General features: G+C 36.2%; 16 protein-coding genes and 1 tRNA gene. 5 read left to right on the top strand and 12 right to left on the bottom strand.

The window, feature by feature from the left end:
- The first annotated feature begins 13 nt into the window (after nucleotides 1-13).
- Nucleotides 14-1,729, top strand: a complete 1,716-nt coding sequence (locus CQ046_RS14245; RefSeq protein WP_105702912.1) for a S41 family peptidase — start codon at nucleotides 14-16, stop codon at nucleotides 1,727-1,729.
- A gap of 37 nt (nucleotides 1,730-1,766) precedes the next feature.
- On the opposite strand, the gene CQ046_RS14240 is transcribed toward CQ046_RS14245, so the two are convergent.
- Both CQ046_RS14240 and CQ046_RS14235 read right to left on the bottom strand, forming a co-directional pair.
- Nucleotides 1,767-1,846, bottom strand: a tRNA-Leu gene (locus tag CQ046_RS14240).
- A gap of 93 nt (nucleotides 1,847-1,939) precedes the next feature.
- Nucleotides 1,940-2,707, bottom strand: coding sequence for an MBL fold metallo-hydrolase (locus tag CQ046_RS14235; RefSeq protein WP_105702971.1), 768 nt, complete (start codon nucleotides 2,705-2,707; stop codon nucleotides 1,940-1,942).
- Nucleotides 2,708-2,761: 54 nt separating this feature from the next.
- On the opposite strand from CQ046_RS14235, the gene CQ046_RS14230 reads away from it, so the two are divergent.
- Together CQ046_RS14230 and CQ046_RS14225 are read left to right on the top strand one after the other, a co-directional pair.
- Complete coding sequence (locus tag CQ046_RS14230; RefSeq protein ID WP_105702911.1) at nucleotides 2,762-4,189, top strand: nicotinate-nucleotide adenylyltransferase; 1,428 nt, start codon at nucleotides 2,762-2,764, stop codon at nucleotides 4,187-4,189.
- Nucleotides 4,190-4,201: 12 nt separating this feature from the next.
- Nucleotides 4,202-4,651 (top strand): GAF domain-containing protein, encoded by a 450-nt coding sequence (locus tag CQ046_RS14225; RefSeq protein ID WP_089693849.1) that lies wholly within the window; start codon nucleotides 4,202-4,204, stop codon nucleotides 4,649-4,651.
- 53 nt (nucleotides 4,652-4,704) lie between these two features.
- Here the strand turns inward: CQ046_RS14225 and CQ046_RS14220 are convergent, their stop codons facing one another.
- The 8 genes from CQ046_RS14220 to CQ046_RS14205 form a co-directional block, all read right to left on the bottom strand.
- Complete coding sequence (locus tag CQ046_RS14220; protein WP_105702910.1) at nucleotides 4,705-5,172, bottom strand: cupin domain-containing protein; 468 nt, start codon at nucleotides 5,170-5,172, stop codon at nucleotides 4,705-4,707.
- 53 nt (nucleotides 5,173-5,225) lie between these two features.
- Complete coding sequence (locus tag CQ046_RS14215; RefSeq protein ID WP_105702909.1) at nucleotides 5,226-5,966, bottom strand: ABC transporter substrate-binding protein; 741 nt, start codon at nucleotides 5,964-5,966, stop codon at nucleotides 5,226-5,228.
- A 26-nt stretch (nucleotides 5,967-5,992) separates the two neighbouring features.
- Nucleotides 5,993-7,315, bottom strand: coding sequence for a magnesium transporter (gene mgtE, locus CQ046_RS14210; RefSeq protein ID WP_105702908.1), 1,323 nt, complete (start codon nucleotides 7,313-7,315; stop codon nucleotides 5,993-5,995).
- 164 nt (nucleotides 7,316-7,479) lie between these two features.
- Nucleotides 7,480-7,641, bottom strand: coding sequence for a hypothetical protein (locus CQ046_RS23615; protein WP_165790525.1), 162 nt, complete (start codon nucleotides 7,639-7,641; stop codon nucleotides 7,480-7,482).
- A 19-nt stretch (nucleotides 7,642-7,660) separates the two neighbouring features.
- A complete protein-coding gene (locus CQ046_RS23610) occupies nucleotides 7,661-7,810 on the bottom strand; it encodes a bacteriocin-like protein (RefSeq protein ID WP_165790524.1) in 150 nt (49 codons plus the stop codon).
- Nucleotides 7,811-7,958: 148 nt separating this feature from the next.
- Nucleotides 7,959-8,105, bottom strand: a complete 147-nt coding sequence (locus tag CQ046_RS23605) for a bacteriocin-like protein (protein ID WP_156106370.1) — start codon at nucleotides 8,103-8,105, stop codon at nucleotides 7,959-7,961.
- Nucleotides 8,106-8,135: 30 nt separating this feature from the next.
- Complete coding sequence (locus tag CQ046_RS23600; protein ID WP_165790523.1) at nucleotides 8,136-8,276, bottom strand: bacteriocin-like protein; 141 nt, start codon at nucleotides 8,274-8,276, stop codon at nucleotides 8,136-8,138.
- Between the two features lie 274 nt (nucleotides 8,277-8,550).
- On the bottom strand, nucleotides 8,551-9,099 hold the full coding sequence (locus CQ046_RS14205; RefSeq protein ID WP_105702907.1) for a pyruvate decarboxylase: 549 nt from the start codon (nucleotides 9,097-9,099) through the stop codon (nucleotides 8,551-8,553).
- A gap of 173 nt (nucleotides 9,100-9,272) precedes the next feature.
- Here CQ046_RS14205 and rpsO point away from each other — a divergent pair, with 173 nt between their 5' ends.
- Nucleotides 9,273-9,542: a 30S ribosomal protein S15 gene (gene rpsO / locus CQ046_RS14200; protein WP_034692246.1), complete on the top strand. Its 270-nt coding sequence runs from the start codon at nucleotides 9,273-9,275 to the stop codon at nucleotides 9,540-9,542.
- 303 nt (nucleotides 9,543-9,845) lie between these two features.
- Here rpsO and CQ046_RS14195 read toward each other — a convergent pair whose 3' ends face one another.
- Nucleotides 9,846-10,205, bottom strand: coding sequence for a DUF4260 domain-containing protein (locus tag CQ046_RS14195; RefSeq protein ID WP_105702906.1), 360 nt, complete (start codon nucleotides 10,203-10,205; stop codon nucleotides 9,846-9,848).
- 123 nt (nucleotides 10,206-10,328) lie between these two features.
- Nucleotides 10,329-11,750: a sugar MFS transporter gene (locus tag CQ046_RS14190; protein ID WP_105702970.1), complete on the bottom strand. Its 1,422-nt coding sequence runs from the start codon at nucleotides 11,748-11,750 to the stop codon at nucleotides 10,329-10,331.
- A gap of 441 nt (nucleotides 11,751-12,191) precedes the next feature.
- On the opposite strand from CQ046_RS14190, the gene CQ046_RS14185 reads away from it, so the two are divergent.
- The gene (locus tag CQ046_RS14185; protein WP_105702905.1) at nucleotides 12,192-14,450 is read left to right on the top strand and encodes a polyribonucleotide nucleotidyltransferase; all 2,259 of its coding nucleotides are present in this window, start codon (nucleotides 12,192-12,194) and stop codon (nucleotides 14,448-14,450) included.
- Nucleotides 14,451-14,458: the final 8 nt, after the last annotated feature.

Here is a 14,458-nt window from a genome sequence, read left to right as displayed (position 1 = left end):
CAAATTCAACCAAATGAAGAATGTTTTTATTTTGTTTTTTGTGATGGCTTTCCATGCTACAGTTTGTGCTCAAAAGGGCAGCTACACTTATTTTATGAAGACCTGGAATTTCATAAAATATTACCATCCTGATTTTGCCGAAGGAAAAAAAGATACCGACAGTCTGTTTTTGGCAACGATTGGAAAAGTCAATGAAAAGACAGATGAAAATACAATCATTACTCTTCTCTCAAAAGGTCTGAGTAATACCTTTACCAGTGCTCCGGTAATTGATAACCCAAAAGATGTACTGGCGGTTAATCAAAACTTCAAATGGTATCAGAAAAATAAAAAGATCAGTTCAGAAAACAAGATACTATTAAATGATATTTACAATCATAGATTTGTTGCTGAAACTGAAAAGAAAGACAAACAATCTGATTCTAAAATCAACGAATTCAAAAAAGATGAAAATCTGTCTTTAGCACACCGTTTACTGGCACTAGCCAAATTACAGGGTGCTATCGATTATCTTTATCCGCACAAATATCTGATGGATAAAAATGCGGATGTTTATTTCTCAGATCTGGTAGATCAGACTATTCATTGCACTTCCAGAAAAGACTTTGAGATCATTCTGGCAAAAGTAGTTTCTAAAATGGAAGACACCCATTCATTCAGATTTTATAATGAGCTGAACTTCAAAAATGAAATTTTCCACAGATTATACTATCCGCCTTTCGATTATGTGATCATTAAAGATCATCTATTGGTAACCAAGCTTATTTTACCCGAAATCTGTTCCAAAGCCAATATTCATGTCGGAGATCAAATAACAGAGGTCAATGGTAAAAATATCCGTGAGATACTTAAAGAAAAGAAAGAACTGCTTTCTACCTCCAATCCCGAAACATTTTTGTACCTGATATCGGATTTTCAGAAAAACCTGATCTGGTCTGATAATCTGTCTCGCAAAAGCTTGAAAATACAGTCAAAAGATAAGAAAACCTATCTTGCAGAGACTGAATTTGTTAATTTTACTGATAAACAACAACTAGCCATCGTGACGCAATATATCCATAACAAAATCCGTCAGAAGCAGCAATATACAATAGATCATAAAGATATTGCCTATTTTAAAATCAATGATGCCTTTGCTTTCACAAATAATATCCCTGATGATAAGTTGGATGAGCATATGGATTCTATTTTCAGAGAAGCTTCCTCGAAAAAAGCAATTGTCTTTGATATGAGAGGATATCCGGACTGGGGAGGTTTTGTATTTCATTATGTTTACAAATATTTCTCTCCAGTAGAAAACCATTTTGGAGAATATTATAAACCCAATCCAAAAAATGTAGGAACGTATATTCCGATCAGCTATGACGAATTTGGAACTTATTACGCTGATATTAAAAATAAAACCACTCATCCTTACAAAGGAAAAGTTTTTATGATCGTTAATCCTGAAACTCTAAGCATGAGCGAATGGAACACGATGAATCTTCAGAATATCTTTCCTCAATCCAAAACCATTGGCCAAAGAACAGCTGGTGCTGACGGCGATATCAGAATAATAAAACTTCCTGGTGGCTACAATCTTGAATTTACAGGAAATGGTATTTTCTATTATGATGGTTCCCAAACCCAAAAGGTAGGCGTAAGAATCGATGAATTTATTGAGTATTCTGATGATGATATTATTCAGAAACGAGATCTGGAGCTTGACAGGATTTTGAAGGATCTGTAAAAAATAAAAACCTCTGAAAATTTTCAGAGGTTTTTTGTACCCAGGACCGGGATCGAACCGGTACTCCTAAGAACTGGTGTTTGAGACCAGCGCGTCTACCAATTCCGCCACCTGGGCTTGATGTTGAATCCAAACGTGATGTTTGTTTCAAATTGGTGTGCAAATATAGGAACTTTTTTCAATGTTCAAAAGCTTTTTGAAGAAAAAAATTTAAAAATTAAGTTCCAAACCATCGTAGGCAAGGTGCATTCCGGCCGGAAGCTGCTTATCTTCAATATTATGCAGCCCTAAATGATGACTGATATGCGTTAAAAATAATTGCTTCGGTTTTAGCTCTTCAAACAGCTTAATAACATCCGGAAGGATAAAATGGGCAGGATGGGGATCAAATTTCCTGATGCAGTTTAAGATCAGAATGTCCAGATCCTTCAGTTTTTCCTTTTCCGTTTCAGAAATAAATCCGGCATCCGTAATGTAGGCCAGCTTTTTAAATTTATATCCGAAAACCGTAATTTTATAGTGAATCACTTCCACAGGCGTGATTTCCGTATCCAGCACCTGGAAAGGTTTATTTTCAATTTCGTGAAGTTCAAAAGCGGGTGCACCGGGATATCTTACATCTGCAAAGGCGTAAGGAAATCTGTTTTTTATTTCATGAGCAACTCTTGAATAGCAGTACAGCGGAACATCTTTTCCACTTTTAAAAATCAATGGTCGCATATCATCCAGCCCAATCACGTGGTCATTGTGTTCATGGGTAATTAACGCAATGTCTACGTTATGTTCGTGGTTGGTAAGCATTTGCTGCCTGAAATCCGGACCGCAGTCGATCAGTATTTTTTTATTTTCCTCCGTAGTTATCATCACGGAAGAGCGTAAGCGATTGTCTTTGGGGTTTTCGGAAGTACACACTTCGCATGTACAGCCTATAACGGGTACACCTTGAGAAGTACCAGTTCCTAAAAATTTCAACTTCATTTTGTTTTGAGGTTGGTTTAATTTTGGTAAATTTACAAAAAATTTCATGTCCTAATGTATCAGAAACTAACTCCTAAACAAAAAGCATTAACAATTAATCTAGATCCTACTATTTATGGTACTTTCGCAGAAATTGGAGCAGGGCAGGAGACTGTTCGCCACTTTTTTAGAGCAGGGGGAGCTTCCGGTACGATTGCTAAGGCGATGTCTGCTTATGACAAAGATTTTAGTGATGCCATCTACGGAAAGGAAGTAAAAAACAGGTACGTTACCCAAAACAGGCTTCGCAAAATGCTTCGATATGAAGTAGCTTTGATTGAAGAGAGGATTTCGAGAGATAATAATCCGGATAGAAAATTCTTTTCTTATGCCAATACGGTAACTACCATCAATTTTGACAAGACTGTAAGAGGCCACGGCTGGGTAGGGATCCGTTTTCAAACAAAAGAAAATGAAGATTACAATGAGATCGTAATTCACGTAAAATTCAAAGAAAATGATGCCACTCTTCAGCAGGAAACCTTAGGGAATCTTGGAGTAAACCTTATTTTCGGAGCCTTCCATTATTTTGACAATCCAAGAACTTTAGTAGAATCTCTTTACGATGATATTGCAAAAGATAATCTGGAAATTGACATGATCGACTTTAGTGGACCCGCTTTTGCTTATGTTGATAACAGACTGATGTCTCTTCAATTGGTAAAAAATGGAATGACTGATGCCGTGATCTTCAATTCTGAAGGAAACAACATGCTTCCGGCAGATGTATTGTACAAGAAAAATATTTTCGCGGTAAGAGGAAGTTTCAGACCGGTAACGAAAGTGAACATTGATATGCTTAAAAACGGTATGGACATGTTTTTCAAAGATGCTACCTGTACTCACGAAGAAACAGAAGTTCTTATCGAAATCACCATTTCCAACCTGAGAGCAGACGGGGATATTGATGAAAGAGATTTCCTTGATAGAGTAGACATTCTCGGAAAACTGGGATACACCGTTATTATTTCAAATTTCTCTGAATATTACAGACTGATAGATTATTTTGCGTCTTACACAAGTGGAGACATCGGTGTAGCAATGGGTGTAAACAATATGTTGATGGTATTTGACGAGAAATATTATCAAAACCTTTCAGGAGGAATTCTGGAAGCATTCGGGAAGTTTTTCAGAAACGGAATGAGAGTATATCTGTATCCTTATAAAGATCCTGAAACACATCAATTACTGGATTCTTCAAACCTGAAAGTAGAAGAAAATCTGAAAGAATTATACAAATATTTCAAACACAACAACCGTATTGTAGATATTACCAATTATAATCCGGAATTCCTGGAAATTTATTCCAGAGAAATTTTGAGAAAAATAGCATGCTGTGTGAAAGGTTGGGAAACTCAGGTACCGGAAGGCGTAGCAGAAATGATCAAAGAACGCGGAATGTTCGGATACAAAGAAGAACTTTCCTTAAAACAATTCTCCTAAAAAATAAATACAATGTCAGAATTAAAGAAAAGGCTTTCCTCAATTCTTGAAAGTCCTAAACATAATACAGAAGAAAAACTTGAAAAAGTTTGTCACTTGTTGGATCAGGAAATTCCTTACTTCAACTGGACGGGTTTCTATTTCAAAAACGGAGACAAGGATGAGTTGATTTTAGGGCCTTACGTAGGAGCACCAACAGATCACACCATTATTCCTTACGGTAAAGGAATATGCGGGCAGGTAGCGGTTTCTAATGAAACATTTGTAGTTCCTGACGTACACGAAGAAAGCAACTATTTAAGCTGTTCTATCGATACAAAAGCAGAAATTGTAGTTCCGATTTTTAAAGATGGAAAAAATATAGGTCAGATTGATATTGATTCTCATACCATCGATCCTTTCACGAAAGAAGACCGTGAATTGTTAGAATGGCTTTGTAACGAAGTTTCTAAGGTTTTGTAATTGAAACTTAATACAATTAAAATATCAACTCCGGCTGTCTCAGCCGGAGTTTTTTATGGATTATTAGTGGTAATCACAAACATAATTAAAGGTTCATCACCCGTATTTTCAACAGAATGATATCCTATAGAACTGATGGCTGTAATATCACCTTTTTGAAGTATTTTCTTACGTATGGGTCCATCTGTTCCGGTTCTTTCTCTATATTCTCCGATTCCATGAAAGACCACATACAATTCTTGTTCATTTCTTACACTGTGGGTATGAAACCCGGATTCATCCCCTTTATTCAGTAAAACCATATATGCAGCTAAACGATTATTAGCCAGTTCTTCCTGATCAAACATTTGTATCATGTATACCGTTCCGTTTCCACCATACATATTTTTACGTTTTTCCAGCCGTGTAATAGTTCTTTCTTCCTTTTCAAAAGCCATCACATAAAGATTGATATGCTTTGAAACTTCGTGTATAACGTGATCGAATTCTTCTCCTTCAGATAATATAACGGTACCAGACATGTGAATTGAATATTTAAAGTTTAATGTTTTGGGTTTAAAGATAATGTTGAAAATTAGCTTTGCTGCATGGAATGAATTTCTGTAAGAAGTTCTTTAAAATAATGCTCACATTTCGCAATATGAGTTCCATACCAGGAAAACGCTTCTCCATCCACAATCATAATCTTTTTATCAGGGTAGAATGCCTGCAGTTCCTCAATATGTTTTTCTTTAAACGGAAATGGTTCAGAAGAAAGCATAATGACATCCGCATCTGCCAGATCTTCTGTTGTAATCTGAGGATAACGGGTTTTATTCTTAAAAATATTTTCAAAACCAATTTCAGATAAAATTCTGTGAATAAAAGTATCTGAACCAATGGTCATATAAGGATTATTCCAGATGAGATAAGCAGCTTTTACAGGAACATCCAGTTTGGCCTGATTCAGAATATCATAAATTTTAAGATTGAATAGCTGAGCTCTGTCTTCCTTTCCAAAAAGTTTTCCAAGATTTTTAAGCAGATAATAATTATCCTCAATCGTGTCAATATTGGTGACCATTACTTTATAATCGTCCATCAAAGCTTCTACCTGCTCTTTTACATTCTCTTCCTTATTAGCAAGAATAAGATCCGGCTGTAATGCTTTTATTTTTTCAATATTGATATTCTTAGTTCCTCCGATTACAGCTACATTTTTTATTTTATCCTGAGGATGAATACAGAATTTTGTTCTGCCTACAACGTCATTTTCGGTAAGTCCAAGGTCAAATAAAGCCTCAGTAATAGAAGGTACAAGTGAAACGATTTTCATATTGGCATGTTAGATGATGCCTAAAATTACAAAAGTTTTCCGGTTAAGAAAAGTCCGGCTACGGTAAAATAGATAATAAGTCCCGTTACATCCACTAAAGTTGCTACAAATGGAGCAGAAGAAGTAGCAGGGTCAAGATTAAGTTTCTTTAAAACAAACGGAATCATAGAACCCGATAATGTTCCCCACAACACAATGGCAATCAAAGAAACAGAAACACTCAGTCCTACGTATACCCAATACTGGCCATAATCAAAAAGACCTATCTGCTGCCAAAGCATGATTCTGATAAACCCGATAACTCCCAAAATTGCCCCAAGACATAATCCTGAAATAATTTCTTTTTTCATGACATACCACCAGTCCTTCAGACTAATCTCCTGAAGAGCCATCGCACGGATAATCAAAGTAGCAGCCTGTGACCCGGAATTTCCTCCACTGGAAATAATCAACGGAACAAATAGGGCAAGAACAACCGCTTTTTCAATTTCTTTATCAAAATACCCCATTGCGGAAGCCGTCAGCATTTCAGAAACAAATAGAATGATCAGCCAGGTAGCTCTTTTTTTGATCATCTCTGTCCATGAAGTTTGGATGTAAGGAAGATCCAATGCTTCCAATCCCCCAAATTTCTGGATATCTTCCGTATTCTGCTGTTCTATCTGGTCAAGGATGTCATCTATTGTTACAATACCTACTAGGACACCAGCTTCCGTAATAATAGGAAGAGCGCCACGGTCATACTTTTCAAAATAGGTTACCGCATCTTCTTTGGAAGTAGTGGTGGTAATGGCTACAAAATGATTGTCTGTAATATCTGAAACTAAAGTATCTTCTTCTTCCAATAATAAAGTTCCGATGGCAAGGTCATCAATCAGACGGTTTCTTTCATCCACCACATACAGGTAGTTCATGGTTTCCACTCTTTTTCCTACCTTTTTAATCTGCTGAAGACATCTTTTTACCGTCCATTCCTTACGGATCTGGATATAGTAAGGCGTCATCAGACGGGCAATAGAGTCTGAGTTGTACCCAAGAAGCTTTAAAGCAATTCTTCTTTCCTGTGGATTAAGGTGGTTGATGGAATACTTGATAAGCTCATCCGGAAAATCCTCAAACAGAGCAGTTCTGTCATCCGGAGTCATAGCATTCAGGATTTCGGAAACTTCATCGCTTCCGATACTTCTGATGGTATCCTCTTGAAAGTCAGGATCAAGATGTGAAAAAACTTCTGCTTTGTACTCTTTCGGAACCTTCAGGAACGCGAGAAGCCTCTCATCAGCATGAAGTTCGCTGAGAGTTTCGGCAATATCGGCAGGGTTGAAGATAAGTTCGTCTCTAGAATTCAAAACGTGAAATTTTTTGGATATGCAAAAATAATTCAAATTTTTAAGACTGGCCAATAAAGTGGCAAAATTAAGGATTAATTAAAGTTTAGTGCTTCAGTATAAGTACAAAAAAACACCCGCCGAAGCGGATGTTCAAAAAATTAAATTTTAAATTCCAATATTCTTTACATTGGTTCGCATTCTGAAGTAGGAATGTATGTACAGACAGCATTTGTACAACATTGGTATGGTCCGCAATCTGAGTTGTCACCACACTTTTTTATTCCGCTTCCTTTAATATTTTTTTGCTCTAGTCTGTTGAGCTTTTTAAGATTTGAATTTTTCATGATCATCGATATATTAAGATTAAGGTTCTATCATACAATCGTGATCAATACATTCTCCGTTACAGCAATATCCAACAGAACAAGGTCTTGTTATACTGCATCTGAACAGTCCGATACCGCCATTAATTTGTTTGGCAGCTTCTCGGCTGAGTTTCTTTAAGTTTTTCATATAGTTTTGATTTAATGTTCTACTAAAATAGTAAATATTTCTATATTTTTTATTTTTAAATGAAAATATTTTATTGTAAATCAATATTTTATTTAATATTTTAAATAAAAAAACACCTACTAATGCAGGTGTCTGTAATGATCATATATTATTCCAGAGGACATGGATTAACAACACAGATGTTGTGACAGCATGATCCGCCCGGACATTCGTAATGTTCTGTACATCTTTTGAAAGGTCCGCTGCCTTTGATTTCCTTTTGTACTTGTCTGCTGAGTTTTTTTAGATTTTTCATGAGATTTGATTTTTATAGTTAGTTTTATTTTTATTCAATACAAATGAAAGGTGAACAGGTTCCAAAACAACACCATCCAACGGAACATGGTCTTGTTTCACTGCATCTTTCGATAGATCCGCCATTGATCTGCTTTGCTTTTTCTCTGCTGAGTTTCTTTAAATTTTTCATGTGATTCAGGTTTTAATATTGAACTAAAATAGTAAAAAATATTTAATAATTCCTTATTTGGTGAAAATATTTAATTGTAAATCAATTATTTATGGTGTTGTTTATGTAAAAAGCACCTATTTATAATGTAAACAGGTGCTTTTTATATCTTGAAAACTTTTATTAAGTTATGAATGATGAATTTATCAGATAGCGGCATGAAAAAAATTCACAATTGACTTGCGAAGCAAAATTGACCATTGACAATAAAGGGTCATATATTACAATCTTAAACTCACAGCTCAGCCTCTGTCGGTTTAAGTTTTCTCAGTTTTTTGATAATTCCTTTGATCGCTCCTTCGGTTCCTATTTTAACAGAGTTGGTTGTAGAGCCTAGCAGGCGCATATTTTTTCGATAGGTGTCGTGATCTGTTTCGGTGACTAGGTTTCCGTCAGAACCAAAAAGTTTCATACTCACAACCACCTGATTAGAGAAAACATATTTTCCAAAACCTACTTTGAAATATCTCACTTTGGAAACAATAGCAAAATCAGCATCATTATTGAGACAATAGTCTACAATTGTTTGTTTGTCTATACTGTCAAAGGGAACCTGAACTTCTGCACGGAGCACTTTATTTCTTCTACCGCTGAAATTATCGGTAACTGCATCAAAGAAAGCATTGTTGGTAGGGTCTTTTATTTCGTCAATATCAGGCTCTACCTCGGGATTGAAGTAGAGAACTTTTTTTATTTTATCATCAGCATTTTTCTGGGCTTTTACCGAAGTAAGTCCGATGAATAAAAAAGTTGTAACAGCTGTGAAGAATATAATTTTTTTCATTTGTAATTCGAATGCAAAATTACTGCCTTTTCATTTGATTACATAGAATTTATTAAGAAATTTTTAACATTTTTTTCTATCAAATTTGATATATGAAATCAATAATGTTTGCAGAATCAAAAAATAGTCGTAATTTTGCACCCGTTACATAATAATCATTAAACAATATTGGAATGTACTTAACAACAGACAAAAAGCAGGAAATTTTCGCAAAACACGGAAAATCTGCACAAGACACAGGGAGTGCTGAAGGACAAATCGCTCTTTTCACTTTCAGAATCAACCACTTATCTCAACACCTGAAGGCTAACCGTCACGATTTCAACACAGAGAGATCTCTAGTGAAATTGGTAGGTAAGAGAAAAAGTTTATTAGATTACCTTAAAAACAAAGATATCGCAAGATATAGAGCAATTATTGCTGAACTAGGTTTAAGAAAATAATCTATAAAGATTTTCAAAATAAAAAGCAACTTCGAAAGAGGTTGCTTTTTTGTTTTTAAACTACAAGGGATTTTTCACCACAAAAGCCAGATTCCTACGGAATGACACAGTTGTAAAGATGGTTTATCCATGCAATTTGTCATTCCGTAGGAATCCAGGTACATTAACCAATGAGAAAATCATCAAAGGAAGTTACAATCCTGACAAAAATATCAACCGAAACTGTAAGAATTCCCCTCCCTCGGAGGGGGGCGAAAATTCAAAGAAATTTTTGACGGGATGGTTAGCCCTTTTCATAACAACTCATTCTGGATTCTTCCCAATCTTCCCCAAATGCGTATTCTGAAAACTATCCGGATATTTCAATCCATACCCTAAAATTCTGTCAAAAGCAGAATGGGAAAATAAAATTGCCCCAGCCACTTGCAAATAGGGCAGAGAAAGGGCTGTTCCTGACAAATAAACTATGATTGCCAGCCCCAAATGATGGAAGAGATTATAACAAAAGGCCCCCACTTTAGTATTAATTGTATACCCCAACATAGAAATATCCGGAGCAAAAAAAAGTCCGGCAAACCACCACCAGGAATATCCTGTTTGGGCAAAAGCATATATTCCTAATAGCAGAAATGCGGCATATTCAAGCTTTAACTGTATTTTCATAATAATTGTGTAATTTATAAGATAAGTTTCTTTTTCTAATGAAAAGTTACACCTTAAGATTGAAAAAAGAAAGCGGAACACCTTTGAGATATTCCGCTTTATATATTTTAAATAAGTTTTATTTTAATGACCAGATTTGGCCTCAGTACTTTCCACATGACCCAGATATTTGGTACAGTAAGCTCCAAAGATCAGAATAACCAGATAGCAGAATACAGGAATAATAAATGAATGCTGTACTCCAAACTGATCTGCAAGATATCCCTGGAAAATAGGAACAATAGCTCCTCCCAGAATAGCCATTACCACTAAGGAAGATCCCTGGCTGGTATATTTACCCAGCCCTGAAATAGCCAGTGTATAAATATTAGAGAACATAATAGAGTTAAATATCCCGATTCCTAAAATACTGTACATTGCAAGTTCCCCATGATTCACCATTGCAGAAATCAATAATACAACATTGATTGCGGCAAAGATGGATAATGTTCTTGCCGGAGCTGCTTTACCAACGAAAAAGGCAATGAAATTAAGAATGATGAATACAAGGAAAAAGCTGATCTGAGAGAAAGTAAGATTTACAATACTGAAGATCACAAGAAAAACAGCTCCTGCTGCTCCCAGCATATAAACAGCTTTTTTGCTTTGGCTTAAAGATTGATTCAAAGAGATTGCTCCAAGAAAACGACCGATCATTGCTCCACCCCAATACAGAGAAAGGTAATTCTTACTGATGATTTCATTAAAGCCCATAATTTGTGGCTGCTCAAGGAAACTGATGATAAAACTTCCCACAGCAACTTCCCCGCCTACGTAGCAAAACATGGCAAATACCCCAAATTTCAGATGGCTGAATTCTAGTGCTCCCCAGCCTTTTACCACTTCTTCTCCACCCGTCTGGAATGAAGGGAGTTTAACTCTTGAAATTAACAAGGCAACCAATAAAAGAATACCGGCAAAAATCAGGTAAGGAATTCTCGTTGCTACCGCACTGAATGATCCGTCCGGAGATGAGAAAAATTCAAAAATAAGATGGCCTCCAAGCACAGGAGCAATCGTTGTTCCGAATGCATTGAATGCTTGGGTCATATTCAGTCGGCTGGATGCAGATTCTTCACTTCCCAGCAATGAAACATAAGCATTGGCGGTAATCTGAAGTACTGTAAAACCCAGTCCCAGAATAAATAAAGCTCCTAAAAATAGAGGATAATACGAAAACGTAGCTGCCGGATAGAACAGGACACAGCCAAAAGCCGCCAGAAAAATTCCGAACAGAATCCCTTTTTTATATCCTAATTTATTGATAGGATCTCCTTTCGTGATAGAGATCATAAAATAAATCAGAGATCCAATGAAGTAAGCTCCAAAAAAACAGAACTGTACGAGCATGGATTCGAAAAAGGTAAGATTGAAAAGTTGTTTCAGATAGGGGATCAGGATGTCATTCATACAAGTGATGAACCCCCACATAAAAAACAGCAGGGTAATGGTAATCAACGGAACCGTATAATTCCTGCTTTGAGATTGTACTTCTTTATTAATCATAAACATTTATTTATCTGTATAAGGAAAATTCCTTAACTGTTTTAGCCTACAGCATTGTAATTGGTGAAGTAGGGCAAATATAGGGATCAGCCTATTGGTTTGCAATAATTTTAATCATTTTTAGAATGAAAAAGATACTTTTTTTCAGATTAAAGTATTATTTTCATTTTTTGAGACAATAATACAAAAACGATAGGATTTTACAAGGCATTATCTCCAAAAAAACGCTTTTTTATTTTCACAAATGATGAATAAATAGCAATTGCTGATACACATTTTTGAATCTTTCATCAATTGATAGCCAATTTTTTGTATTTTGACAGCCTATTTATGCAATTGAAAAATTTAATATATCATTATTATATAGTACCTTTGCACACGAAATTTAAAGAGTTTAAATATTAATTCATACTCAATACGGAGTATTAAGAAGACAAATTTATGAGTATACCTCAAGCGTTTACAGAGCTGATTACTCTTGCTGATGGCAGAGAAATCACTATTGAAACAGGGAAGTTGGCCAAGCAGGCTGATGGATCTGTGGTAGTAAAAATGGGTGGAACAATGCTTTTAGCAACTGTTGTAGCCAATAAAGAAGCAAATCCTGGTGTAGATTTTTTACCTTTAACAGTAGATTATAGAGAAAAATTCTATGCAGGTGGAAGAATTCCTGGAAACTTTTTCCGTAGAGAAGCAAGACCTTCTGATCAGGAAATTCTAACGATGCGTTTAGTAGACAGAGTTCTACGTCCGCTTTTCCCTGAAGATTTCCATGCGGAAGTTCAGGTGATGATTTCATTAATTTCTTATGACGGAAAAACAATTCCTGATGATTTAGCTGGTTTGGCAGCTTCTGCAGCCATTGCTATTACAGATATTCCTTTCAACGGACCTATGTCTGAAGTAAGAGTTGTAAGATTTGACGGAGTACTTTCTATCAATCCAAGCTACGAAGAATTGAAGAATTCTGAATTAGACATCATGGTTGGGGCTACTAAAGACTCCATCGTAATGGTAGAAGGAGAAATGAAAGAAATTTCTGAGCAGGAAATGTTAGAAGCTATTAATTTTGGTCATGCTGAAATTAAAAAGCAAATTGAAGCTCAGGAAAGATTAGCAGAAAAAGTAGGTAAGGCTTTCCCTAAGAGAGAATATTCTCACGAAACTCATGACGAAGAAATTCGTGAAAAAGTTTGGAAAGAAACTTACGATAAAGTATACGAAGTAGCAAGAACTCCATCTGGTAAAGAGGAGAGAGGAGATAAATTCAAGGCAGTTCGTGAAGAGTTTTTAGCTCAATATGCTGAAAACGAAGAAGAATTGGAAAGAGTAACTCCTTTCGTAAAAGTATATTACCATGACGTAGAGAAAGAAGCTATGCGTCAGATGATCCTTGAAGACAATATCCGTCTTGATGGTCGTGATCCTCAGACGATCCGTCCAATCTGGTCAGAAATTGATTACCTTCCGGGAGCTCACGGTTCTGCAATATTTACAAGAGGTGAAACTCAATCTCTAACAGCAGTAACTTTAGGTTCTGTGAAGGATGCCAACATGGTAGACAGCGTGATCACGCAACACGACGAAAAATTCTTTTTACATTATAACTTCCCTCCATTCTCTACAGGTGAAGCAAGACCTCTAAGAGGAACTTCAAGAAGAGAAGTAGGACACGGTAACCTTGCTCAGAGAGCATTACAGGCCGTAATTCCTGAAGAAAATCCATATACCATCAGAATTGTTTCTGATATCCTGGAATCAAACGGTTCATCTTCGATGGCGACAGTTTGTGCAGGAACATTAGCATTGATGGATGCAGGAGTACAGATTACAAAACCTGTTTCCGGTATTGCAATGGGATTGATTACAGATGCAAAATCAGGTAAATTCACTGTACTTTCTGATATCTTAGGAGATGAAGATCACCTTGGAGATATGGACTTTAAAGTAACAGGTACTGCAGATGGTATTACAGCTTGTCAGATGGATATTAAAATCCAGGGACTTTCTATGGATATCATGGAGAAAGCATTGATGCAGGCTAGAGACGGAAGATTACACATCTTAAATAAAATTACTGAAACAATCTCTGAACCAAGAGCAGACGTGAAGCCTCACGCTCCGAAAATGGTGGTAATGGAGATCTCTAAAGACTTCATTGGTGCTGTAATCGGGCCTGGTGGAAAAATCATTCAGCAGATGCAGAAAGATACGGATACCGTAATTGCTATTGAAGAAGTAGGTGAAATCGGACGTATCGAAATTGCAGGAACAGACAGAGAGAAAATCAATGCTGCTGTTGCTAAGATCAATGAAATTACTTTCGTACCAGTTATAGGTGAAGTTTACAAAGGTAAAGTAGTGAAAGTAATGGATTTCGGTGCATTCGTAGCAATTGCTAAAGGAACAGAAGGGCTTCTTCATATTTCTGAAATTGAATGGGCTCGTCTAGACAAAGTTCCTTATGCAGAAGGTGATGAAGTAGAAGTGAAGTTCATGGGTTACGATGACCGTAAGAAAATGAAACTTTCCCGTAAAGTTCTTTTACCAAGACCTCCAAGACCGGAAGGGCAAGGTAGACCAGAAGGGCAAAGAAGACCAGAAGGACAAGGAAGACCTGAGGGACAAAGAAGACCTGAAGGACAAAAGCCAGAAGGTGAAAGACCTGTGGAAAACGAAACTCCTTCTAACGAAGCTTAATAAGATTC

It is taken from the genome of Chryseobacterium sp. MYb7 (assembly GCF_002979455.1).
Classification (GTDB): Bacteria; Bacteroidota; Bacteroidia; order Flavobacteriales; family Weeksellaceae; genus Chryseobacterium.
This window is presented reverse-complemented; position numbering and strand designations above follow the sequence as displayed.